The organism is Arthrobacter sp. ISL-48 (genome assembly GCF_018613805.1).
Taxonomy (GTDB): Bacteria; Actinomycetota; Actinomycetes; order Actinomycetales; family Micrococcaceae; genus Arthrobacter.
On sequence record NZ_JAGGPL010000018.1, the window covers coordinates 40620 to 62686 of the forward strand.

At 60.8% G+C, this 22067-nt stretch carries 16 protein-coding genes; 9 read left to right on the forward strand and 7 right to left on the reverse strand.

All coding sequences use genetic code 11. The annotated features are described in order from the left end of the window. Nucleotides 1-87: 87 nt before the first annotated feature. Nucleotides 88-1212 carry a DNA polymerase III subunit beta gene (dnaN, locus tag J7E83_RS15300; RefSeq protein WP_214963773.1) on the reverse strand — a complete coding sequence of 375 codons (1125 nt, stop codon included), beginning with the start codon at nucleotides 1210-1212 and terminating at the stop codon, nucleotides 88-90. A 525-nt stretch (nucleotides 1213-1737) separates the two neighbouring features. Continuing rightward, nucleotides 1738-3159, reverse strand: a complete 1422-nt coding sequence (dnaA, locus tag J7E83_RS15305; RefSeq protein ID WP_214963775.1) for a chromosomal replication initiator protein DnaA — start codon at nucleotides 3157-3159, stop codon at nucleotides 1738-1740. Nucleotides 3160-3621: 462 nt separating this feature from the next. Here dnaA and rpmH point away from each other — a divergent pair, with 462 nt between their 5' ends. The 8 genes from rpmH (at nucleotide 3622) to J7E83_RS15345 (ending at nucleotide 9310) form a co-directional block, all read left to right on the forward strand. Continuing rightward, the gene (gene rpmH / locus J7E83_RS15310) at nucleotides 3622-3759 is read left to right on the forward strand and encodes a 50S ribosomal protein L34 (protein WP_003800212.1); all 138 of its coding nucleotides are present in this window, start codon (nucleotides 3622-3624) and stop codon (nucleotides 3757-3759) included. Nucleotides 3760-3797: 38 nt separating this feature from the next. After that, the gene (rnpA, locus tag J7E83_RS15315; RefSeq protein WP_214963777.1) at nucleotides 3798-4208 is read left to right on the forward strand and encodes a ribonuclease P protein component; all 411 of its coding nucleotides are present in this window, start codon (nucleotides 3798-3800) and stop codon (nucleotides 4206-4208) included. Beyond that, entirely contained in the window at nucleotides 4201-4596 is a 396-nt protein-coding gene (yidD, locus tag J7E83_RS15320; protein WP_214963779.1) for a membrane protein insertion efficiency factor YidD, read from the forward strand. Before rnpA ends, yidD begins: the two co-directional genes overlap by 8 nt. A 16-nt stretch (nucleotides 4597-4612) precedes the next feature. Continuing rightward, the gene (gene yidC, locus J7E83_RS15325) at nucleotides 4613-5590 is read left to right on the forward strand and encodes a membrane protein insertase YidC (protein ID WP_214963781.1); all 978 of its coding nucleotides are present in this window, start codon (nucleotides 4613-4615) and stop codon (nucleotides 5588-5590) included. Continuing rightward, complete coding sequence (locus tag J7E83_RS15330; RefSeq protein ID WP_214963783.1) at nucleotides 5590-6156, forward strand: R3H domain-containing nucleic acid-binding protein; 567 nt, start codon at nucleotides 5590-5592, stop codon at nucleotides 6154-6156. Before yidC ends, J7E83_RS15330 begins: the two co-directional genes overlap by 1 nt. A gap of 20 nt (nucleotides 6157-6176) precedes the next feature. Continuing rightward, entirely contained in the window at nucleotides 6177-6830 is a 654-nt protein-coding gene (gene rsmG, locus J7E83_RS15335) for a 16S rRNA (guanine(527)-N(7))-methyltransferase RsmG (RefSeq protein WP_214963785.1), read from the forward strand. Between the two features lie 83 nt (nucleotides 6831-6913). After that, entirely contained in the window at nucleotides 6914-7981 is a 1068-nt protein-coding gene (locus J7E83_RS15340) for a ParA family protein (protein ID WP_311379700.1), read from the forward strand. Between the two features lie 66 nt (nucleotides 7982-8047). Then, the gene (locus J7E83_RS15345) at nucleotides 8048-9310 is read left to right on the forward strand and encodes a ParB/RepB/Spo0J family partition protein (RefSeq protein WP_214963788.1); all 1263 of its coding nucleotides are present in this window, start codon (nucleotides 8048-8050) and stop codon (nucleotides 9308-9310) included. A 5002-nt stretch (nucleotides 9311-14312) separates the two neighbouring features. Here J7E83_RS15345 and trxA read toward each other — a convergent pair. From trxA to J7E83_RS15370, 5 genes are all read right to left on the reverse strand, one after another. After that, nucleotides 14313-14639: a thioredoxin gene (gene trxA / locus J7E83_RS15350; protein ID WP_214963791.1), complete on the reverse strand. Its 327-nt coding sequence runs from the start codon at nucleotides 14637-14639 to the stop codon at nucleotides 14313-14315. A gap of 37 nt (nucleotides 14640-14676) precedes the next feature. Continuing rightward, nucleotides 14677-15633 carry a thioredoxin-disulfide reductase gene (gene trxB / locus J7E83_RS15355; RefSeq protein ID WP_214963794.1) on the reverse strand — a complete coding sequence of 319 codons (957 nt, stop codon included), beginning with the start codon at nucleotides 15631-15633 and terminating at the stop codon, nucleotides 14677-14679. Nucleotides 15634-15880: 247 nt separating this feature from the next. After that, nucleotides 15881-17491: an ABC transporter substrate-binding protein gene (locus tag J7E83_RS15360; RefSeq protein ID WP_214963797.1), complete on the reverse strand. Its 1611-nt coding sequence runs from the start codon at nucleotides 17489-17491 to the stop codon at nucleotides 15881-15883. Nucleotides 17492-17662: 171 nt separating this feature from the next. Then, on the reverse strand, nucleotides 17663-19780 hold the full coding sequence (gene murJ / locus J7E83_RS15365) for a murein biosynthesis integral membrane protein MurJ (protein WP_214963800.1): 2118 nt from the start codon (nucleotides 19778-19780) through the stop codon (nucleotides 17663-17665). 69 nt (nucleotides 19781-19849) lie between these two features. Beyond that, entirely contained in the window at nucleotides 19850-20350 is a 501-nt protein-coding gene (locus tag J7E83_RS15370) for an NUDIX hydrolase (protein ID WP_214964453.1), read from the reverse strand. Between the two features lie 207 nt (nucleotides 20351-20557). On the opposite strand from J7E83_RS15370, the gene J7E83_RS15375 reads away from it, so the two are divergent. After that, entirely contained in the window at nucleotides 20558-22066 is a 1509-nt protein-coding gene (locus J7E83_RS15375) for a CCA tRNA nucleotidyltransferase (RefSeq protein ID WP_214963803.1), read from the forward strand. Nucleotide 22067 lies beyond the last annotated feature (1 nt).

Genomic DNA, 22067 nt, shown 5'->3' on the forward strand with positions numbered 1-22067 from the left:
CTGCGCTGACAGTGGTGGTGTTGGAAGCGGACGCGGCTAGGTCGCAGTAACTGTCGTTTGGTGTCCGACAACGACAGTTATTGCTACCTAGTTGGGGAGCCGGACAGGCATCACAAGGTAGCGGTAGTCGTCCTGGTCCTCGCCGTCGGCGTCCACCTGGGCAGTGATCATGGCCGGCTTGGGTGCGGTGGTAAACGAGAACCTGACGTACTTGGTTTCGATCACGCTGAGTCCCTCGACCAGGTAATGCGGGTTGAAGGCCACGGTGATGTCGTCGCCCGAAAGCTGTGCTTCCAGCTCTTCGGAGGCTTGTGCATCTTCTCCGGTTCCGGCGTCCAGGTGCAGCTGGCCTTCGGTGAAAGCCAGGCGGACAGGGGTGTTGCGTTCGGCCACAAGTGACACGCGGCGGACTGCCTCTACCAATTCCTGCGTCTGCACGGTGGCGTGGATCGGTGTGGAATCAGGGAAGAGCGAGCGGATCTTGGGATAGTCACCGTCAACCAGCAGCGACGTCGTGGTGCGCCCGCCGCTTTCGAAGCCTATGAGTCGGCTGTCGTCATCAGCAAGGGCCAGATTGATGTTTCCACTGTTGCCCAGCGTCTTGGCGACCTCGTTCAGGGTTTTCGCCTTGACCAGGGCGCTGGTGGAAATGCCGGGAGTGACTGGTTTCCACGGCACTTCGCGCATGGCGAGCCTGTAGCGGTCGGTGGCCAGGAGAGTGATGAGGTCATCTTCGATTTCCATCCGGACGCCGGTGAGGATGGGAAGCGTGTCGTCCTTGCTGGCGGCGATGATCACCTGGGAAACAGCCTGGGCGAAGGCATCCCCCGGGACGGTGCCGCTGATAGTCGGCAAAGCAGGAAGGGGCGGGTACTCTGCCTCGGGCATGGTGGCGAGGTGGAAACTGCTGCGGCGGCAGGTAAGCGTGACTTTGTTGCCTTCGGTTTCCACATCCACGGGAGCGGATGGCAGGCTGCGGCAAATGTCGGCCAAGAGCCGGCCTGACACCAGGATTGTGCCCTCGTCTGTGATGTCAGCAGCGATTTCGAGCCGTGCGGACGTCTCGTAGTCAAAGCTTGAAAGGCTGACAGTTCCGGCTTCGGCTTTGAGGAGCAGGCCGGACAAGACGGGTACCGGCGGCCGCGGAGACAACGACCGGGCTGTCCAGGTGACGGCTTCTGCCAGGACGTCCCGTTCGACTCTGAACTTCACGGAGGGGTGCCGCCTTTCATTGCTGCTGCCATGTCTGAACTGGAAACTCCGTCAGGGAGTCTCAGAGTAGTTGCCCCAAAAACCTGAACCTGCATGGTCCGTGCCTGCCGAACCACAGAGAAACCCAAGGATGGGAGCGCTGCTGACAGCTTAGCCGCAAGATCGGGGATTAACCCATCTTCGGTAAGGATCCTGCCCTTCAACGGGCACCGGCCCAGGCATGGTCGGCAGTGCGGATCGAAATTGTTGTTTGAGGGAAATCAATTTTTTGGGATTAGTAGTGTTAATAACTGCTGTGGAAACTGTGGATAACTGGATCTCAGTGCGGGATCCAGCGGTTAAGGCCTGTTCATGGACTGTGGGTGGCGCAGGTTTTAAACAGGGTGTGGATGGGGATAACGTTTTGGTGGGTTTCGCCGGTCCACAGACGCCTTAAGGGTTTTAAGCCCATTAACCGCGGTTGTCCCCTTAAGTATCCACAGGGTTGTCCACACCCCCCTGTTAATAAGGGAGGAGTGCGCGGGATCAGGAATCCCGTTGCTGCTGTTTGATCCTGTTGGTGAGCTCGGTTACCTGGTTGTAGATCACACGTCGCTCTGCCATCAGCTCGCGGATCTTGCGGTCCGCATGGATGACAGTGGTGTGGTCGCGACCACCGAGCTCCTGACCGATCTTCGGGAGAGACATGTCCGTCAGTTCACGGCAGAGGTACATGGCGATCTGGCGGGCCGTTACCAGGGTCCGGGTACGTGACTTGCTGCAGAGTTCCTCCATGCTGAGCTTGAAGTAGTCAGCTGTCTGCGTGAGGATCTGGCTCGACGTGATTTCCTGGGCGCCGTCGTCGGTGATGAGGTCCTTCAGGACCATCTCTGCGAGGGCGACATCGACAGCCTCCCGGTTGAGGCTTGCGAACGCCGTCACCCGGATGAGGGCCCCTTCGAGTTCGCGGATGTTGCTGGAGATCTTGGAAGCGATGTACTCGAGGGCGTCGTCCGGTGCCGACAGTCCCTCGCTGAGGGCCTTCTTCCGCAGGATGGCGATGCGGGTTTCGAGTTCCGGCGGCTGGATGTCTGTCAGGAGACCCCACTCAAAGCGGGACTTCATCCGGTCCTCGAATCCTGCCAGCAGTTTGGGTGGCTGATCCGAGGTGATGACCACCTGTTTGTTGTTGTTGTGGAGCGAATTGAAGGTGTGGAAGAACTCCTCCAGCGTCCGGTCCTTGCCGGCCAGGAACTGGATGTCGTCAATCAGCAGCACATCCACATTCCTGTACGTGGTTTTGAAGCTGGCGCCTTCGTCGTCGCGGATGGAGTTGATGAAGTCGTTGGTGAATTCTTCGGAGTTCACGTAACGGACGCGGATTCCGCTGTAGAGTCGGCGCGCATAGTGGCCGATGGCGTGCAGCAGGTGCGTCTTGCCAAGGCCGGAATCACCGTAAATGAACAGTGGGTTGTAGGCCTTGGCCGGCGCTTCAGCCACGGCCACCGCTGCAGCATGGGCAAAGCGGTTGGAAGAGCCGATGACGAACGTGTCAAAGACGTACTTGGGGTTCAGCCTGCCGAATTCGTGCGATGTGCTCGGCAGCATTGGCTGGGGCTTCTGTTCGATGAGCTGATCCGAGGCAAAGGACGGCTCGACGACGAGTTCGGGCTCTACGTGTACGGGAACCAGATCGGTATCCACATCGATGGCGCACCGGATGTCTTCGGAGAATACGTTGTGGAGGGCGTCGTCCAGGGCGTCTTTGACCTGGGTCTGAAGGACTTCGCGGGTGAGTTCGTTGGGCACGGCCACCAGGAGGGTGGAACCTATCAGGCCCTGCGCCTGGGCCAGGATGACGAAACCCCGCTGCCGGGGCGTAACCCGGTCGTCCTGTTCCAGCAGGGTGACAACGCGGCGCCAGGAACTTCCGACAGTATTGGCGTGGTTGGCTTCGTCTACTGTCATCAAAGAGTTCCTCAAAACTTGCTTGCCTGCATTACCTGCAGCCCCAAGTCCGGAACCAGGATGCTGGCCCAGCTTAATCCACAGGGTTATGCACAGTCCGTGGATAATCGGCTACTGAGCCACTCTAGGGGATCAAAACGCTAGAAGATAGCTGGGAAGTAGCTTGTGGATAATTACACGGTTGTGGTTCGAAAACAGGTGCTGTGAGGCAGTTCATCCACAGCCTGTGAAGGGCGCTTAATCACAGTTGGGGACAGGTATCCCGGCCCCGGCCGGTTTGACTCAGGGGTGCATTTTGCCCTAACGTTGTGAAGTCCTTTGTGTCCGCTTTTGGCCCCATCTTGACGTCTCAGACGCAATGCGTTCGAGCAGCCGGGGAAGCGTGCATATACAAAACTTAGCGTCGGCCAGTTCTTCCCCTTGATCGGGTGGGCGCACCTTTGATCCACTGGAGTAACTAACGTGAGCAAGCGGACTTTTCAGCCGAATAACCGCCGTCGAGCCAAGAAGCACGGCTTCCGCCTTCGTATGCGTACCCGTGCCGGCCGTGCCATCCTGGCAGCCCGTCGTGGCAAGGGCCGCACCGAACTGTCGGCCTAGATCTGACTCGTCGGTTTACATTTCTATGCGAGTTTAAGGTGCTGGCCACCCGCAACCGCTTGAGGACTGCAACCGATTTTTCAACAACTGTACGTTCCGGTGTCCGCAATGGACGCCGGAACGTAGTGTTATATGCGGCGGCTATTGCTGCCGACGAACCCAGCCGGATCGGGTTCATCGTTTCCAAGAGTGTCGGGAACGCTGTGGTCAGGAACCTCGTTAAGAGGAGACTGAGGGAAGCCGGTGCCGCCTCGCTGAATGAGTACGGTACGGGGTTCGCCATAGTGGTTCGGGCATTGCCCGCATCCGCATCCGCCAGCTGGGATCAACTGCTGGCGGATTACAACGCTGCATTGGAATCGACCATGAACCGGTTGGGCAGCCGCCTTCCGCGGGCTGCTGTAGACGGTTCAACCGGTACAACACAGGAAGGGACACAGCGTGCGTAACGTGACAGCCGCCGTCGTCCGTTATCTTTACCCTGTGGCCTTCATCCTGGGCAGGGCTGCCTGGAACTTGCCCCGGAACATACTCATTCTGCTGCTGCTTGCTTACCGCAAGGTGATTTCCCCCTTGTACGGCCAAGTCTGCCGCTTCTTTCCTTCATGTTCGGCCTATGCCCTTGAAGCGATCACTGTCCACGGTGCCGTTAAGGGAAGCTGGCTTGCTGCCCGCCGCCTTGCACGTTGCCATCCATGGAACGCCGGCGGAGTGGACCACGTCCCCGCCGGGCACAGGGAATGGCCTGAAAACCAGACCCCCACAATTGTTGTGCTGAACAATCCGGACAAGTACTTGGCTGCTCAGACTGATGGAGAAGGCCGCCTTGCGGCCTGACGAATAGGGATATCGTATGGACTTCTTTGGAACAATCATGGCCCCGTTCAAGTGGCTGGTGTCCGTCATCATGGTCGGATTCCACGACGGGCTGAGTGCCATTGGCCTTCCTGCCGCCAACGGCTGGACCTGGACGCTGTCCATCATCGGGCTGGTGTTGGTCATCCGCGCCGCCCTAATCCCGGTTTTCGTTAAGCAGATCAAGGCGCAGCGCGGCATGCAGTTGCTGCAGCCGGACCTGAAGAAGCTTCAGGATAAGTACAAGGGCAAGACTGACCAGTTGTCCCGCCAGGCAATGGCGCAGGAACAGATGGCCATGTACAAGAAGCACGGGACCAACCCGTTCTCGGCCTGCCTGCCGATGCTGATCCAGATGCCGTTCTTCTTTGCGCTCTTCCAGGTCCTCTCGGGCATCTCCCAGGCCAAGGACCAGGGTGCCGGCATCGGTGCCATGAGCCACGAGCAGGTCACGCAGTTTGATGAGTCCAGCATTTTTGGTGCCCCCCTCTCAGCGACTCTCCTGCACGGGGGCGGCGGCAGCGGGCAGATGGCCGTCAACATCCTCTCGATCATCATGATCCTTGCCATGACGGCATCGCAGTTCATCACGCAGAAGCAAATCATGGCCAAGAACATGTCCGAAGAGGCCATGGCCAGCCCCTTCATGCGCCAACAGAAAATGATGCTCTACATCCTGCCCCTCGTCTTCGGCGTGGGCGGCATCAACTTCCCCATCGGTGTCCTCATCTACTGGACCACCACCAACCTCTGGACGATGGCCCAGCAGTTCTTCGTCATCCGACGCATGCCCACGCCAGGATCACCGGCTGCCAAGGCCCTTGCCGAGCGCAGGGCCGCCAAGGGCCTGCCGGTCCTGCCTATCCTTGGTGGTAAGAAGGTCGACGTCGAAGCCGAGGCTGCTGCCGCAGCTGCTGTTGCAGAGACCAAGGGTCAGCGCACCCAGCCACAACGCAAGAACAGGAAGAAGAAGTAATGTCAGCCGAGAGCACCGACCACGCCATTTCAGACGGGGTCCTTGACGATCAGGACGAGTCCGTGAGTGACGCTGCCGCGTCCCCTAAAGGATCTGCTGCAAGCCGCCTGGAAGAAGAGGGCGACGTTGCTGCCGACTACTTGGAGGAGCTTCTGGATATTGCGGACATCGATGGTGACATTGACATCGAAGTCCGGAACGGACGGACATACATCTCCATCGTTGCCGAGGAAGGGTCGGACAGCCTTGACAGCCTCGTGGGTGAAGAAGGCGAAGTGCTGGAGGCTCTGCAGGAATTGACCCGGCTTTCTGTCCTTTCAGCCACGGAGAACCGCTCTCGCCTGGTGTTGGACATCAATGGCTACCGCAAGCAGCGTGCCGGACACCTGCAACAAATTGCAGAGGATGCGGCCGCGTCTGTGAAAGCGAGCGGCAACGCTGTTGCCCTTGAGCCGATGAGTGCCTACGAACGCAAGATTGTCCACGACGCGGTTGCCGACCTCGGTCTGGTTAGTGAGTCCGAGGGCGAAGGCGCCGGACGACACATCGTAGTATCCGCTGACTAGAGAATGCTGATCCGCTAATCATGGTTGATATCACGGCAGCTGAACTGCTGGCGGCCGAGAAGATTTTCGGCGAACGCTTGGACCTCGCCAAGCGCTATGTTGAGCACCTGGCGACGTCCGGGACGGAACGTGGACTCATCGGCCCGCGCGAAGTCCCGCGGCTGTGGAGCAGGCATGTGCTTAACTGCGCAGTTATTGAAAGTGAAATTGGGCACGGCAGCCACGTTGCAGACGTCGGCAGCGGCGCTGGCCTTCCTGGACTGTGCCTCGCCATCGCACGTCCGGATCTGGAACTGACTCTCATCGAACCCCTGGAGCGCCGCGTGATCTGGCTTCAGGAGGTCGTGGATGATCTGGGACTAAACAATGTCACCGTCATGAGGACCCGCGCCGAACTGGCTGTGGGGCTCGTAGACGCTGATGTCGTGACTGCCCGTGCCGTTTCGGCCTTGATCAACCTCGCCGGCCTCACCATCCCCCTCCTTGCGGGGAAGGGCGAAGTTGTTGCCATCAAGGGCCGCAGTGCAAACGAAGAAATAGAGAAGGCGGCCAGGGTCATCCGCAGGCTTGGCGGGGTTCAGACATCCGTCCGGACGGTCGGTGGAGATCTCCTCGAAGAACCCACCACGGTGGTACGCATCGTTGTAGACAAGTCCCAAAAGATTGCGGGCTGAGGGCCCGCTAACGTCGGTCCGAAGGTGTAAGCGGTTAGGCTAGACAACGGCAGCAGAAGCTGAACGAGAGTGAGTGTGTCCCAGTGACCAGTAGCGAAGCCTCCACACAACGGATCCCGCCGTTTGTGTCCTTGGGGTCAGCACGATCAGTAACTGGGGCGGGCCTCGTACCAGGGCGTGGCGGCAATCATCCAAATCCGGTTTCAGATGCTGCCGTACTGTCAGCTGTTTCACGTGAAACAACCTCATCCGGTAGGACGAACGTTATCGACACGATGGATGACTCAAGCCCGATCGCCCGGGAACTAGCGCATGAGACCAAGCGCCGGGAGCGGCTCCTAGGGCGGGAGCTTCCCAAGCCGGAGAAGACCAGAATCTTTACGGTCTCTAACCAAAAAGGTGGCGTCGGCAAGACCACCACCACAGTAAACATCGCGGCGGCCCTGGCTGCTGCCGGACTCAACGTCCTGGTCATTGATATCGACCCTCAGGGAAATGCCTCTACGGCCTTGGGCGTCGAGCATCATGCCGACGTGGACAGCATCTATGACGTCCTGATCAACGACTTTCCGCTCGCGGACGTGGTGGCTCCGTGCCCGGACATCAGTAACCTGATTTGCGCGCCAGCGACCATCCACCTGGCCGGCGCGGAGATTGAGCTCGTCTCGCTTGTGGCCCGGGAGCAGCGGCTACGCCGCGCCATCGATGTGTATTCCAAGGTGCGCGAAAAAAACGGCGAAGAGCGGCTGGACTATATCTTCATCGACTGCCCGCCGAGTCTGGGCCTCCTCACCGTCAATGCGTTCTGTGCCGCTGGTGAGGTCTTGATTCCCATTCAATGCGAGTACTACGCGCTCGAGGGCCTGAGTCAACTGCTGAAGAACATCGAGATGATCCAGAAGCACCTCAACGCTGACCTTGAAGTCTCTACTATCCTCCTGACCATGTACGACGGCCGCACCAACCTGGCGGCACAGGTGGCAGCCGAGGTGCGGCAGCACTTTCCGGATCAGGTTCTGGGGGCCGTGGTCCCCCGTTCGGTGCGGATCTCGGAGGCACCCAGCTACCAGCAGACCGTCATGACTTACGATCCTTCCTCCAGCGGAGCCCTGTCTTATCTGGAAGCCGCAGCCGAAATCGCTGAGCGCTAGAATCTTCAAGAACTGCAACAACCGGAGTCAGGCAATGCCGGGCTCGTCCACTGGAGGGATTTATCCATGAGCGAAAAGCGACGGGGCTTAGGCCGCGGTCTTGGCGCACTCATTCCAAGTTCCGCCGCTGGCACCGGGTCTGGCACCGGGACGGCCGTTTCTCGGCCGGTGGACCTTTTCTTTCCGGAAGGCCGGAAGAAAGTGGTTCCAGGCGACGGTTCCGTCGATACCGATGAAACCGGGGCACCGTCTCCCGCCTCCCCCTTTGGCTCCGACGCTCAGCCTGCAGCTGCAGTGAAGACGGCCGCGGATTCAACGGCGAAGGTTGCCAGCAAAGCAACCGGCAAGGGGGCAGAGAAGCCGGCTACACCCAAGGTTGCCGCGACTGACCGGACTGCTGCAAAGGCCTCGACCAACGGCAGTGGGCGTGCGGGCGCTCCTGGAGCTACGGAGTCCGTGCACGCTGACGGCGAGATCGCCGGTGTGGACAATGGTGTAGACCTCGTGGAAGTCCCCGGCGTGCGTTTCGCTGAAATCCCTGTCACGGACATCCATCCCAACCGTAAACAGCCGCGCTCCGTCTTCGATGAGGACGACATGGCAGAGCTTATTCACTCGGTGCGAGAAATCGGCGTCCTCCAGCCAATTGTGGTGCGGACTTCAACCGAAGAAGGTGGAGAACCGTATGAGCTGGTAATGGGCGAACGCCGGTGGAGGGCAGTACAGGCAGCTGGCCTGGCAACAATCCCCGCGATCGTGCGTGACACCACTGATGATGATCTCCTCCGCGACGCACTGCTGGAGAACCTTCACCGAAGCCAGCTGAATCCCCTGGAGGAGGCTGCCGCATATCAGCAACTGCTCGAAGACTTTGGAACTACCCACGAACAGCTCGCTGACCGCATTGGACGCTCACGGCCTCAGGTGTCGAATACCTTGCGGCTGCTCAAGCTTCCCCCGCTGGTCCAACGCCGGGTAGCGGCCAGCGTTCTGTCTGCCGGCCACGCCCGCGCACTGCTCGCTCTTCCGGACGCTGCAGCCATGGAACGGCTGGCGCAGAAGATCGTGGCGGAAGGCATGTCGGTTCGTGCCACTGAAGAAGCAGTGACGCTTTATCAGGATCCTGCAAAGCCGGCTAAGAACAACATTCCGAGGCCTGGTGCACGTCACGAGCGCCTGGATTATTTGGCTTCTTCTCTGTCTGATCGCCTGGACACAAACGTCAAGATTTCGCTGGGCGTCCGTAAGGGACGTGTGAGCATCGAATTCGCCAGCGTCGAAGACCTGAACCGTATTATGGAGGTCTTGGCTCCTGGTGCCGAGAGCTAGCCCGACTAGGAGTCAATTGCGGGCCTGTTTCACGTGAAACAGGCCCGCTTTTTGTTTATCGGCGGAGAGGCCAGGCCGATTGGGTATTGTTCCTCTGTCTCCTATCGCACTATTCCGCATGTTCTGCCAGTCATGGTTTCATGGTTGCCGTTGACGCGTTCCCCAGTGAGGACTGGAACGCTTTCCGAAAACAATAGTCTCTTGTTCCTGTCTCGCTACGTACGTTTTTGATCGCGGCTTGGGTTTTGCTCGCAGGTTCAACTGTCGAGCCGCAGGATCCGCCGACCCAGCAGTTCCACCCAGCAGTTCCACTGCCGTAGTACGGTGGCCCCCACATGATTGTTTTCGCCCGAAGAGCCCTTTACAGGGCTGGTTTGATGTTGGTGGTATAGATTCCCTCTTCAAAGAACGCGAGAGCCGGTGCGAGTTCCGGGTGGAACGGTACTTGTTTCACGTGAAACGCCGGTCGACGGAGGTGAACGAAGGGTGGGTCCGTGTGGGCGCAGCAGCGCGGGGTGCGGAATGCGCCGTGAGTCCCGTCGGGGGTGGCGATTCGAGTGGGAATAACTGCTCCCGCTCCCCTTCTTGCGGCACGGTTGGACGGTCCTTGTTATGTAGTGTCCCTATTTCACGTGAAACGAGACAGGTTGTTCTGGACGGGATACTACGATCGGCGGTTGACCCCCGGCGCTATCGGCTTCCGCAGTGAGGGTTGTGGGGTACCTTGGGAGACGGTCTGGGAGTTGGGACCGCATTTAGGAGAGCCACGGATGGCGCCATGGTGGGACTCGGGTCTAGCTACCCTTGATGGAAATGCTGGGCCGAGTCGCTAGGTGACCGCCTCCACTAGGTGACTGCCTGCTTGCCTATCACCACAGGGGTAGGCAGAAGAGCTAGTCATCTGGGATACTTCGTGACTGGGTAAAGGTGACCGAGCATAAGTCGCTCACGCTGATCGACAGAGTCAGCTGTGAGAATGAAGTATGCCGGGCCGACAGGAGACCGCCGTAGTCGATATACGGGTCGTCTTGGCAGCCCATTTACTGGAGTGACCGGTGTCCATGCGCCCAGGGTCCGCCGGTTTCGAACGGCTGCCGGGAAGTGGATATCGGGAGTCACTCCGTCTCCAGCGGACCGGCATCCCCTCTCTTTGGCGTTGGGTTGCCAATATGGCGGCGGGCGACATTGCGGTCAGCGGGGCGACGGGTAGGCTGACAAATCGAACCCGCTCGCTCACTGATTTCACCCCTTGCGGCATCACCCTCGACGCTCCGCCCGCCGCATCAGACAATTGACTGCGGCCAACCTGATGACCATTTGTACGAGCTCGGACCGGCTCAGTATGCGTCGGCTCCTTGAGCACTGGATCTTCGCTGGGCAGTCGTCTAGACCGCGTTGACCATCCGCCGGTTCGCTTCTGCGGCTGCCTCTTGGACGGATTGATGGCCTCCGCAGATTTCCTGGGAGCAGGCCGCCCTACTGGCCAGCTGTCTGCCGGCGCGGTCCCGTTGTCCCTCCAGGCGTGGCCCGACTCGCTTTGGCGGGCCGAACACCAGGGCTGGCCCGAGTCGCTTTGGCGGGCCGAGCACCAGGGCTGGCCCGGCTTCGTTGGGCCGACCCCAGTGCTGGTCCACTTCGCTTCGTTGGGCCGACCCCAGTGCTGGTCCACTTCGCTTCGCTGGACCGCCCCCAGGGCTGGCCCGGCTCGCTTTCACGGGTTGCCAGTCCCGGCATGCCTGCGACATGAACAACGACCCAGAGGAGCCTCCTGCCGCTATCCAGCAACGCCTACGAACGTCACGACCCTTCACCGTACAGTTTGATGGTGGGGTCGGCTCACTAGCTTAGTGGGGCAACATGGCTAGAGTCCCCCAAGGCATTTTGGATACGTGGCGATCAGAGCGACGACTGTCGGGGCAGATCGGGCTGGCGATCATTGTGACCGGGCCGTCGCCGGTGTAGTTCCGCACCTTGGGCCTGCGCCAGCGTAACGCCTTGGCGATACCCGCAGATGTCTCCTCATACTGCGCTGCTGGAGGATTCATCTGGGACCCTAGTACAAGCCCCACATTGTGCAGCCGCGGCGCTTCCGCCACCGCCCTCCCTTAGCAAGAACCCCGTGCCTGGCTGTGAATTATCCGGTGGATATCGCTGTGGATAACTTTGTGGATAATGCGAGCTTAGGGGGCGGCTGCTGGCAAGAGGAGAGTTGGGGACTTCGTACAACAATGTCCCCCTTTTGATGGGTCCCTTGCCGGCATCACTTTTGTTTCACGTGAAACGGTGTGGTCAGTGCGACCCGGCTTCTTCGCAGGGGGCTAAATCGCCGTATAGAGGAGAATTTCGTCGCGTTTTATGAGTGGTGACACGCCCGGGGCAACTGTCGAATCACCCACCTCCCGATGTCTTGAACTGACGGCCGCCACTTCCCCTCGCCGTCGTCTGCGACGCTGGCTCATCGGCAGACGAATTCCACCCCGCGCCCCCTTGGCGGGCCTGTGGATAACATTGTGAATAACTTCTGGGGATAACTCTCACACAGCCGCCCAGCACAGGGATTCCGGGCGTAGTGGACGTGGCGAAAACTCCTGGATGCTTCTGTTGGCGGCACCGTCCGGCCGTACCGTGAGCGCGGATGTCCGTGTCATTCCGGCACCGAAATCGTGTCTCCCGTCTGCGAGGACCGACTCACAGTGGCGGACCAAGTCGTCCTGCGTTCTTTAGGTTCCGAGGTGGGCTCCTCGGATAGCTAGGTTGAGACGCCTTGTCGCGCACCTAGAGCTCCTTGGCCAGAACTCCTTGGCTTGGGCACTGCGGAGTACAACGCCGGCCACTGGGGCGTCTGGTTCGACGGCCGTGGTTGAGCCACCGAGTAGCCTCCGTCCGTTGCGCTCAGGATGAGAGGTTCGCTATTGAGCGTTACGCTCTGCGGCAAATCCTCCCATCGGTTCGGACACCCCGCATTGATCCAGCTTCGGCGTGATCTGCTCCCCCGCCTGTCATGGGTGGTTCCGACCCAGACTGCAGACGACATGTAGGCAGCCCGCGTGTGGTCTGGCATGACGTCCTGGGTCAGGGCAGCGCTTCAGCTCACCAGTCCCCCCGTTTCACGTGAAACTCTGACCTCGATGTGAGGAGCCCTACGCGAAGTTCATGCCGCGCCTGATGTCCCTGCGGCCGTTCCGTGCGGCAGTTCCTACGATCTTGTTCTCGCCGGTGTCCATCCGTTACAGGACTTGCCAAGCGCCGTTGCGGAGGCGCGCTGGCGTTGGCGTAGCGGCAAAGCACCTGCCGCGGAGAGGCGATAGGACTAACGGCTGGAGCGAATCGGGTGGGCGTGTCGCCTGGGCAAGAGCGGTCGGTCTGTTCGCGCGAACCTCCATCACCCTGACGGCGGTAGTGGTTTTGGCCCATTAGGCTGGTGCCTCTGGCAGATGATACTTCGGTCTGTAGGTGGCTCCTATAAGACGGTTTATGGTGGGGAGATCGGATATTGTCGCCAGGGTGTGGCAGACAAATTCTGGAGTTGCACGTGGGTCATGACCAGCACAGTCGTCCAGCGAAGACTCCTATCACCATTGCTTCCAAGGGTTGTGGAATCCGATTTGCGGCGTGAACAACGGCGATATGGCAGGATCCGCGGATTGGAACCGCTTAAGGGGCGCTTTAGAGCTGGTGAGACTTTCGTGCGGGCCAGGCTACCAGTTCAGTGCGGCACTAGTCACTTGGCACGCAACCCAAGGGCGCTAGAGAGCGCGCCCAGGGAGGGGGGCCAAAAAGCGTCTACGGCAGCGAGGGAAGACTACTTTGGTTTGATCCTGTTGCAAGCGCCCCATCGGGTGTTGGGTTCTTCGGAGTGTCCACACAAAGGTGAGTGATCGCCGCTTGGAGTACCACGTTTCACGTGAAACAACTCGTCGGAAGATTCGTCTCTGGTTGCTAGGTCCCCTTCGCTATACAAGGCATCCGGTGCCTGCCGAAGGGCTCCGGGATGTCGACAAGATTCCGCGCATTCAGCTAATCCCTGGTTCAGGTGCCGGCTTCATCGAAAGTGAGCCTCGTGATTCTGCTTCTGGAGAGCCTGCGCTGGTTCACCGGCTATTCAGTCACCTTGGCGTCATACTGCCTTCGGGGTGCCAGCCCCGTCGCACGCCAAGGCACCAGAACCGATTCATGATTCTGACCGAAGTGATAGGAATAGTGCGAGAAGGTCCGGCGTGGGTCAATGAAAGCGCCAGCTTTTGGTTGTGAAGTGATTTCCGAATACTCCACGACCAACGGGGTACGTGTCGTTTATCCCCAATGTAGGGATCGCGGACAACCAGTGTTTGAGTTGGCGATCAGCGCGACAGCTCCTGTCCCACTGAACAGTCCACCCACCAGGAGTGGGATTCTCTGCAAATCAGCAAATCCACCCGAATGATGTGGCGCCTCGGCGGCTTGTCACACCGCTACTTCCGAGTTTGGCACCCAGCGAGAATAAAGCTGGAGATTGCCTAGCCGGGCGTGAAGCGCCATTCCGGTGTGGATCGGCATCGCGTGTTTCACGTGAAACAGCCGGTATTTCCGGTTCGCGTACCCAAACACGAACTCATGCTGATGCAGGTGCTCCGACATCCAGCCGGCGCTCCCCGGGCTTGCTTCGCGTATCGCGGCAACATATGGCGGCACATGGTCTTCGGATGTTTCACGTGAAACAAGGCCACATCGTGGCGGCGCCAGGCTAGTCAATGAAGCAACCTACTCTTCTTCGAATCAAAGTGCACTGAGGCCGCTACTAAGGCAGCGACGATAAGTAGTTGCCCGAATACAGACAAACTGGATTGTTTTCCACCGAAGAGCTGTCCTCAACGGGTCAGGAGAAGACGGTTAGCCGTGGCACAGACTGGGCTGGAAAATATTGAGCCGGACTGGACAAAGAAAATGGCCACCGCTTCGGGAAGCGGTGGCCACAAACTCAAGTTGCCAAGCTGTGCTCAGGTACCGAGAGGAGACTAGGTCCTCAGGAGAGCACGTCTGCGAATTCCTTCTCGAAGAACTGCTTGGGCTTGGCGCCGATAACAGTGCTCTTCACCTGGCCGTTCTGGAAGAGGTAGACGGCGGGGATGGAGGTAATTCCGTATTCAGCCGCGATGGAGGGATTATCGTCCACGTTAACCTTGACGACATTAACCTTCTCGCCGTACTCAACGGAGATTTCGTCGAGGATGGGGCCAAGTTTGCGGCACGGCCCGCACCATTCAGCCCAAAAATCCACGATGACCGGCTTCTCGGCTGACAGTACGTCTGTTCCGAAGCTTGCATCTGTTACGTCTTTGGCGTTGCTCATAACCTTGTCTCTCTCTTCGATTGTCGGGTTACGCGGGTTACGCGTGAAGGTCTGCGAGGTAGTGCTCTACATCGATGGCGGCGACACACCCTGAGCCGGAAGCTGTGATGGCCTGGCGGTACGTGGGGTCCACGACATCGCCGGCAGCAAAAACGCCAGGAACGCTGGTCCGGGAACTGCGGCCCTCTACGGCGATAGTTCCGGCAGGGGTGATCTCCAGAGTGTCCTTGACCAGTTCAGTGCGCGGGTCGTTGCCGATCGCCACAAAGACACCGGTCACAGCCAGGTCCGAGATAGTTCCGTCCACGAGATTCTTGATCTTTAGTCCCGTGACCTTGTCCTGCCCGATGACGTCGTCAACAGCGCTGTTCCAGATAAAGCTGATCTTCTCGTGGGCCAGGGCGCGGTCGGCCATGATCTTGGAGGCCTTGAGGGAGTCGCGCCGGTGAACCACCGTAACTGACTTGGCAAACTTGGTCAGGAAGAGCGCCTCTTCCATGGCAGAGTCTCCTCCGCCGATGACGGCGATGTCCTGATCCTTGAAAAAGAAACCATCGCAGGTTGCACACCAGCTGACGCCGTGCCCGGAAAGCCGCTTTTCGTTAGGCAAGCCAAGTTCGCGGTAAGCGGACCCGGTCGAGAGAATAATTGCGCGGGCCTGAAAAGACTCACCGGTAGCGATGGTGACAGTCTTGATGTCGCCGTCGAGCTGCAGCGCCGTGACATCCTCGAACTGGATCTCAGTCCCAAACCGTGCCGCCTGCTTTTCGAAGTTCTCCATGAGGTCAGGACCCATGATGCCTTCCGGGAAACCCGGGTAGTTTTCGACGTCGGTGGTATTCATCAGTTCCCCGCCGGCGGTGACAGATCCTGCCAGAAGCAACGGCTTCAGGTTGGCACGCGCGGTGTAGACGGCTGCCGTGTAACCAGCCGGGCCGGAGCCGACGATGATGACATCACGTACTTCGGACGCGGTGTTTTCTGCGTTGCTCACTGAACGGTGAACCTCTTCCTTAGTCGATGCGCTGGCCTTGAGGGCCGGCCACATGGCACAACTGAATCTTGATGATGAATATTCCGGGCGCCATGGAAACGGAGGAACCGTGAATCAGGGCACAGAGTCACCTCTACAAGACGCCATACCAGATTACCGTCTGCAGACGCCAGAGCCGCGTCCTGTGACCGCCGAAGCAACTCGACGCAACATAGACGCGGCCCGGGGCCGAACACAACTGCCAGCGCTACTGGATCTTGATCTCCGCAAGGCGAAGCCCGTAACCGTACCGGGTCTTGGGAGCAGCCAGTTTCGGGAGTGCCTTGATGTTGATGATGACGTACTGGGCCTGGACCGGCTCAGCCAGCGGCATGGTCAGGTCAGTTGAGGTGAAACTGTTCGTTCCCACCAGCTTGGCACCGTCCACGGATGGGCGATCGTTGGTGAGGACGCTGATGTTTCCGCCGGATGCTCCCAATTGGTTCAGGGTGATGGAGGAAATCCGGGCCGAGTTCTTAAGCTTGACAATGAGCGGTACGCCTTCGGGGGCCAGCCCGCCCCACGCTTCCGTGGCGAACTCCATGTCCGACCAGTAACTGGCAGCATTCCCGTCAAAGGCCTTCACCAAATCGCCGTCGTAAGTGGCAGCGAAGTCGAAGTCCCCCTGCCGGGTGATGCTCTCAATGGCTGGTGGCGCCGCTGGAGGCGCGGAACTCGCCGTCGGGCCGGTAGAACCGGTCCCCGGCGTGGAAGAAGAGGACGCACCGGAGGTGGTGTTTGCCTGCGGATCGCTTTTGAAGAGGCTGCCAAGGTTGGTAACAGCGAACACCAGGCCGGCAATCAGGACGACGGCGAGAAGGCCGCCCACAAGCCAGCGCATGGAACGGGGTTCGCGCTCGGCTTCGTCCTCGTAGTCGTCCCCGGGCTCCGAAGCGGGCGGCATGGGCCTCTCAGATGAGGTGGACCGGGCAAAAGCAGGAAACATCTTCTTCGAGCCATCTGCCGCGCGTGGTTCCCTGGCCTCGGCTGGCTCTTCATCGGCGACGTTCGGATCCGCTGCAGCGTTGCCATAGTCGTCCTCCGACCAGAGCGACACCTTGGGAGAGCCGGGGCCCGGGCCGTCGTTCGATCCGGTGGTTTCCGAGCTTGGAGCATCAGCCTGCGGCATAACCGGCTGGACAGGCTGTGGTGCGGTGGCCTGCTGCCGGGCAGCGAAGTCTCTGGACGATTCAGCGCCCGGGGCATCCCTGCTGGCTCCCGCTCCACTGAAAGCGGCGGCATTTGCGGCACCCGAAGCGGCGGCACCTGCTGCCGCACTGGCACCTGGCGCACCCGAAGAAGGAGCCGACGTCGGACGGGCCGGCGGCCTGGGGGGAACCACCGGGGCCGTCCCGTGAGCGTCAACCTCGGCCGGGTGGTTGTCCCGGTAACTGATGTAGCCGGCATCGACGTTTTCTTCGTCGTCGTACGGTTCCGGCTCCTGCGACCGCGGCTGGCCGAAGATTTCACTGCCCAGCGTGTCCGTGAAGAAGGGCTCAACGTAAGGCGGGTTGGAGGCGACCACGAGGTCCAGCAGGTCTGCGGCTGAAGTGTGGTTGGTGATCAGGTACGTGGCAGCGTCGGTCACGCCGAGGTCCAGGACCTGGACGTTGCCCGGGCGCTCACCCGTGGCAACCTCGCGTGCGCTCTGCGCCACCTGCTCGGTGTTGTCCGGCCCGGCAACCAGAATGCTGACCGGACGGTTGAGAACCTGGTCCACCCCGTCCAGCACCAGATCGTGGCCGTGCGAGGTCAATACAGTGGCTGTGACCTTGTACCGGCCGCCGAGTACTGATCCAACATCGATCGGGTGGGACACGTGTTCCTCCTAGACTGTCCGGGAATTGCCGGTGTAGATGATGCCATCACCGGTCAAAGGCCTGCCGGCGAGCTGGCTGATGCTTCACTGCAACTACCCTTGTTCACAGTCGATCCTAGCCGATGGGCCGCGGCGGCCGGTGGAGACAGGCGGCCAAAAAGCCCGTCGGGATCACTTTTTCCGCGGCCGCCGAGACCTGAAGTAGGGGTTGTGGCCAGCCTTTCCTTGGAACGTGTGACGGCCAGGCAAGGGGATCTCGTCGCGCAGCAGGCTCCCCCGCGACGTACCGGGTACGTCCTCGCCGGGGAGGTAGCGTGCATCCGTGGCGGCGCCCTCCGGGGCGGTTCCGCGGTCCACGGCAGGCCCCCGCGGTGCTAAGCGTTCGGGGGCCGGTCCCGCCCGGAAGGAGGCAGCGTCGAACTCGCCGGAGATCCGGGGAATCAGGCCGGTGTCCACCGAGACTGTGGCGCGGCCCGGCGTCGGATGTTGCGTTCCGGAGCCGCTCGCCTCCGCCGTGGATGACGACGGCGTCCCCACAGGAGCCGGCCCGGGCGTGCCCCGCCCGAAGCGACCCAGCAGGGGGCGCAGCAGATCCCGCAGTTCGGCCACGTGGAAGAGCTTGAGGAGGAACAGGTAGGCCACCAGCATGACCGGGCCGACGACGACGATCGTCACGAGGGCAGCGAGCCGGTCGCTCCACGCAAAGCCGTCCGGGCTGTAGCTGCCCATAAGCCACAGAGCCAAGGCGCCCGCCATGGCGGAACCGAGGGCTGCATACCCCATCCGGATGTACGAATTGGCGATCCGCGGGCCGTCCAGGTGCCCCAGGAGCCGGCGCAGGAAGTAGGCGCTGATGACCACCGAGAGGATATTGCCCACCATGTACAGGATGGCAATGGCGTAGATGATCTGGCCCACGGGCAGGAACTGGATGGCAAAGGCACCGGCGACATACACGAAGGCCAGGAGGAGCTGGACGTAGAAGGGGGTGCGGGCGTCTTCGTTGGCATAGAAGACGCGGGACATCATGAAGTTGGCGCTCATGAAGGGGGTGCTCAGGGCCAGGATGGTGAGCGTCTGGGCCAGCATCACGCCGTCCTGGCGATTTCCGCCGGAGAAGAACATACCCAAAGGTCCAGCCAGTGCGAAGAGGGCCAGGGCGCCAAAAACTGTGGCCACGGCCATGGTGCGCAGCCCGTGTGACAGGGCATCGCGAAGCTCCGCCCTGTTGCCGTCCTGGGAAGCGCGCGTCATGCGGTTAAAGAGCACGGTGGCCAGCGAAAGCGCGATGATCGAGTGCGGCAGCAGGTACAACTGGCTTGCCACTTCCAGGACGGCATTACCGGGGAGCATGGCGGCAGCAGGGTCCTTGGCCTCCTGTAAGCGGAGGCGCTCTGCACCGGGAATGGTGGCGATCCTCATGACATACAGGAAGGCCAACTGCCCGACGGCGGCAGTCAGCAGGGTCCACACGCTCAGCTTCGCTGCCTGGCCCAGTCCCACACCCCGCCAGCCGAACCGGGGCCGGAGGCCCAGCTTCAGGCGGAACACCGGAATAAGCAGGATCGCTGTCTGGGCCACTACCCCGATGGTGGAGAAACCCGCGACGAGCAGGGTCTGCGAGGAACCCCAGTTGTCCAGCGTGTGCGGATCGTCCAGGTTAGAGCCGAAGATCCAGATGAACATGCCCAGGCCGGCGATGGCCACGAGATTGTTAAGGATCGGGGCCCACATTGCCGGACCGAACGCCCCGTTGGCGTTGAGGACCTGGGTGAGCAGCGCGTAGAGGCCGTAAAAGAAGATCTGCGGCAGGCACCAGAATGCAAAGGCAACCGCCAGCGACTTTTGCTGTGGCGAATAGCCCTGGGTGGTCAGCTCGATGACCCAGGGGGCGGCGAGGGTGACCAGCGCGGTAAGCCCCAGCAGGAGCAGCACAGCCAGCGTCAGCAGCCGGCTGATGTAGTCCGCTCCCCTGTCCGCAGCCTTGCTGGCCTTGATGATCTGCGGCACCAGCACGGCGTTGAACACGCCTCCGGCCACCAGCAGGAAGATCAGGTTGGGCAGGTTGTTCGCATTGATGAACGTGTCATTGACCGTGGAACCAAGCCCCAGCGCGGCACCAAGCATCCACGTCTTGCCGAAGCCCAGGAAGCGCGAAACCAGAGTGCCCGCGGCCATGATGGCACTGGAGCGGGACTCACTCTGCTGCGCCGGAGCCGGCTGGGCAGCAGCGGGCCCCGACTCACCGGCAGGGCTTGCATTATCGGAAGGAAAGTTGGTAGCTGACATCGACTTTATCGTCTCACCCGGACACGGTTAACGCCGCAATGCATGGGCCGACTAAAGCGAGCACAAAGCTCAAAGGTGCTCTGGCAGGACTTCCCGCGCCAGGTCCGCGATACGCCGCTCATTCGGAAAGGAGAGCTTGCGCGCCAACTCCTGGATGGGCACCCACGCCACGTCAACGGCCTCCTGATCGGGATCGTTCTCGATGGTGAGCTCCCCGCCGGTGGCCCGCAGGAGGTAGTGGTGCACGGTTTTGTGGACGCGGTGCCCGCTGACCGTGAACCAGTAATCGATGCTGCCCAGCGGAGCAAGAATGCGCCCGTCAATGCCTGTTTCTTCGGCGATCTCCCGGACGGCAGCCTGTTCGTTGTTTTCGTTGCCTTCCGGATGGCCCTTTGGCAGGCACCACTCCAGCCGACCGCCCCTATTAAGGCGGGCAATAATTGCGACCCTAAGTTCGGCGTCGGACGTGTCCACCACAACGCCGCCAGCAGAGATTTCCTCCACCGTAGGGAGCGAGGCCGGCGCCGAATGCGGGGCAGGCGCGACATGGGCACCGATTGCCGACGGCAACGGTGGGTTTGTCCTCCTGCCGGGAGCGCTCGGTACGGGATGGGCCATGAAGTCCACTCTAACGACTCTTGCCCCCCGGTGATGACCGGAACATGACATCAAGATGGACTGCGTATGACGCGCTTTGCTGGCCTTCGAGCGAATAGGCAAGATCTTGACACGATTTTGGCCTGCCGAGCCGCTGGTTTCTGACAAGCTTAAGTAACTATGGCGCACGCACATCACAAGACTGATACCCACACCGTCGATTTCCAGGTGGATCCAGTGGTCCTGGAGCTCGGCCAGCGCTTTGTCGACGCCGGCCACGAACTGTCGCTGGTGGGGGGGCCGGTGCGGGATCTATTCCTCGGGCGGACGTCGCCTGACCTGGACTTCACCACGGACGCAACACCCGACCAGACGGTGGCCCTGATCAAGAAATGGGCTGACAACTACTGGGAAATCGGCCGGGCCTTCGGAACCATCGGCATGCGTAAGGCGGGCTTCCAGATCGAGGTCACCACGTACCGTGCCGAGGCCTACGATCCTGAGTCCCGAAAGCCCGTGGTGGCCTTCGGCTCCTCCCTGACAGATGATCTTCTACGCCGCGATTTCACTATTAACGCCATGGCACTGCGGTTGCCCACCCTGGAACTCATCGACCCGTTCGGCGGCGTCCGGGACCTCCACGCCTCGGTGCTGGCCACGCCCGGAGCACCCGAAGCCTCCTTCTCTGACGATCCCCTCCGGATGATGCGCGCGGCACGGTTTGCGTCCCAGCTCGGGATCAGCGTGCACGACGACGTCCGGCTGGCCATGAGCCAGATGGCCGAACGGATCACCATCATTTCCGCAGAACGGGTCCGAGACGAGCTGGTCAAGCTCATTTGCGGCGCCAGCCCCCGCGTGGGCGTTGACCTGCTGGTGGAAACGGGCTTGGCGGAGTTTGTGCTGCCCGAAGTGTCGGCGTTGCGGCTCGAATCGGATGAGCACCACCGCCATAAAGATGTGTACCAGCACTCCCTGCAGGTACTGGAGCAGGCCGCAGGCCTGGAAACAGATTCCGACGGCGACGTGCCCGCCCCGGATTTCGTGCTGCGGTTCGCAGCTTTGATGCACGACGTCGGCAAGCCGGCAACGCGCCGTTTTGAACCGGGCGGCGCCGTCAGCTTCCGCCACCACGACATGGTGGGATCCAAGCTCACGGCGAAACGGATGAAGGCCCTGCGCTTCGACAACGACACTATCAAGGCAGTGGCCCGCCTGGTGGAGCTGCACATGCGGTTCTACGGCTACGGAGAGGCCGGCTGGAGTGACTCGGCCGTCCGCCGCTACGTCACTGACGCCGGCCCGCTGCTTGAACGGCTGCATCTGCTGACACGCTCGGACGTCACCACACGCAACCAGCGGAAGGCCGAAAGGCTCGCTTTTGCCTACGATGACCTTGAAGCCCGGATTGCGGCCCTGCGGGAGCAGGAGTCCCTGGACGCCGTCCGTCCGGATCTTGACGGCGCCCAGATCATGGCCATCCTGGGCATCAAACCGGGACCCGTCGTAGGCCGGGCTTATAAGTTCCTGCTCGACGAACGGATGGAATACGGTCCCTTGCAGCCGGATGACGCGAGGTCCAGGCTGCTTCGCTGGTGGGCGGAGCAGCCCGAATCAGCGCCTCCGGTGCCGGAGGCGGACAAGTCCCCTGCCGGCGTCGAACTTTCCCCCAAAGAGGAGTCCAAGTGAA

Coding starts and splice junctions, on each gene's coding strand:
- trxA (WP_214963791.1), bottom strand. CDS start 14,639: ATGAGCAACGCCAAAGACGTAACAGATGCAAGCTTCGGAACAGACGTA.
- dnaA (WP_214963775.1), bottom strand. CDS start 3,159: ATGACAGTAGACGAAGCCAACCACGCCAATACTGTCGGAAGTTCCTGG.
- murJ (WP_214963800.1), bottom strand. CDS start 19,780: ATGTCAGCTACCAACTTTCCTTCCGATAATGCAAGCCCTGCCGGTGAG.
- J7E83_RS15330 (WP_214963783.1), top strand. CDS start 5,590: ATGTCAGCCGAGAGCACCGACCACGCCATTTCAGACGGGGTCCTTGAC.
- yidC (WP_214963781.1), top strand. CDS start 4,613: ATGGACTTCTTTGGAACAATCATGGCCCCGTTCAAGTGGCTGGTGTCC.
- J7E83_RS15375 (WP_214963803.1), top strand. CDS start 20,558: ATGGCGCACGCACATCACAAGACTGATACCCACACCGTCGATTTCCAG.
- J7E83_RS15345 (WP_214963788.1), top strand. CDS start 8,048: ATGAGCGAAAAGCGACGGGGCTTAGGCCGCGGTCTTGGCGCACTCATT.
- rsmG (WP_214963785.1), top strand. CDS start 6,177: ATGGTTGATATCACGGCAGCTGAACTGCTGGCGGCCGAGAAGATTTTC.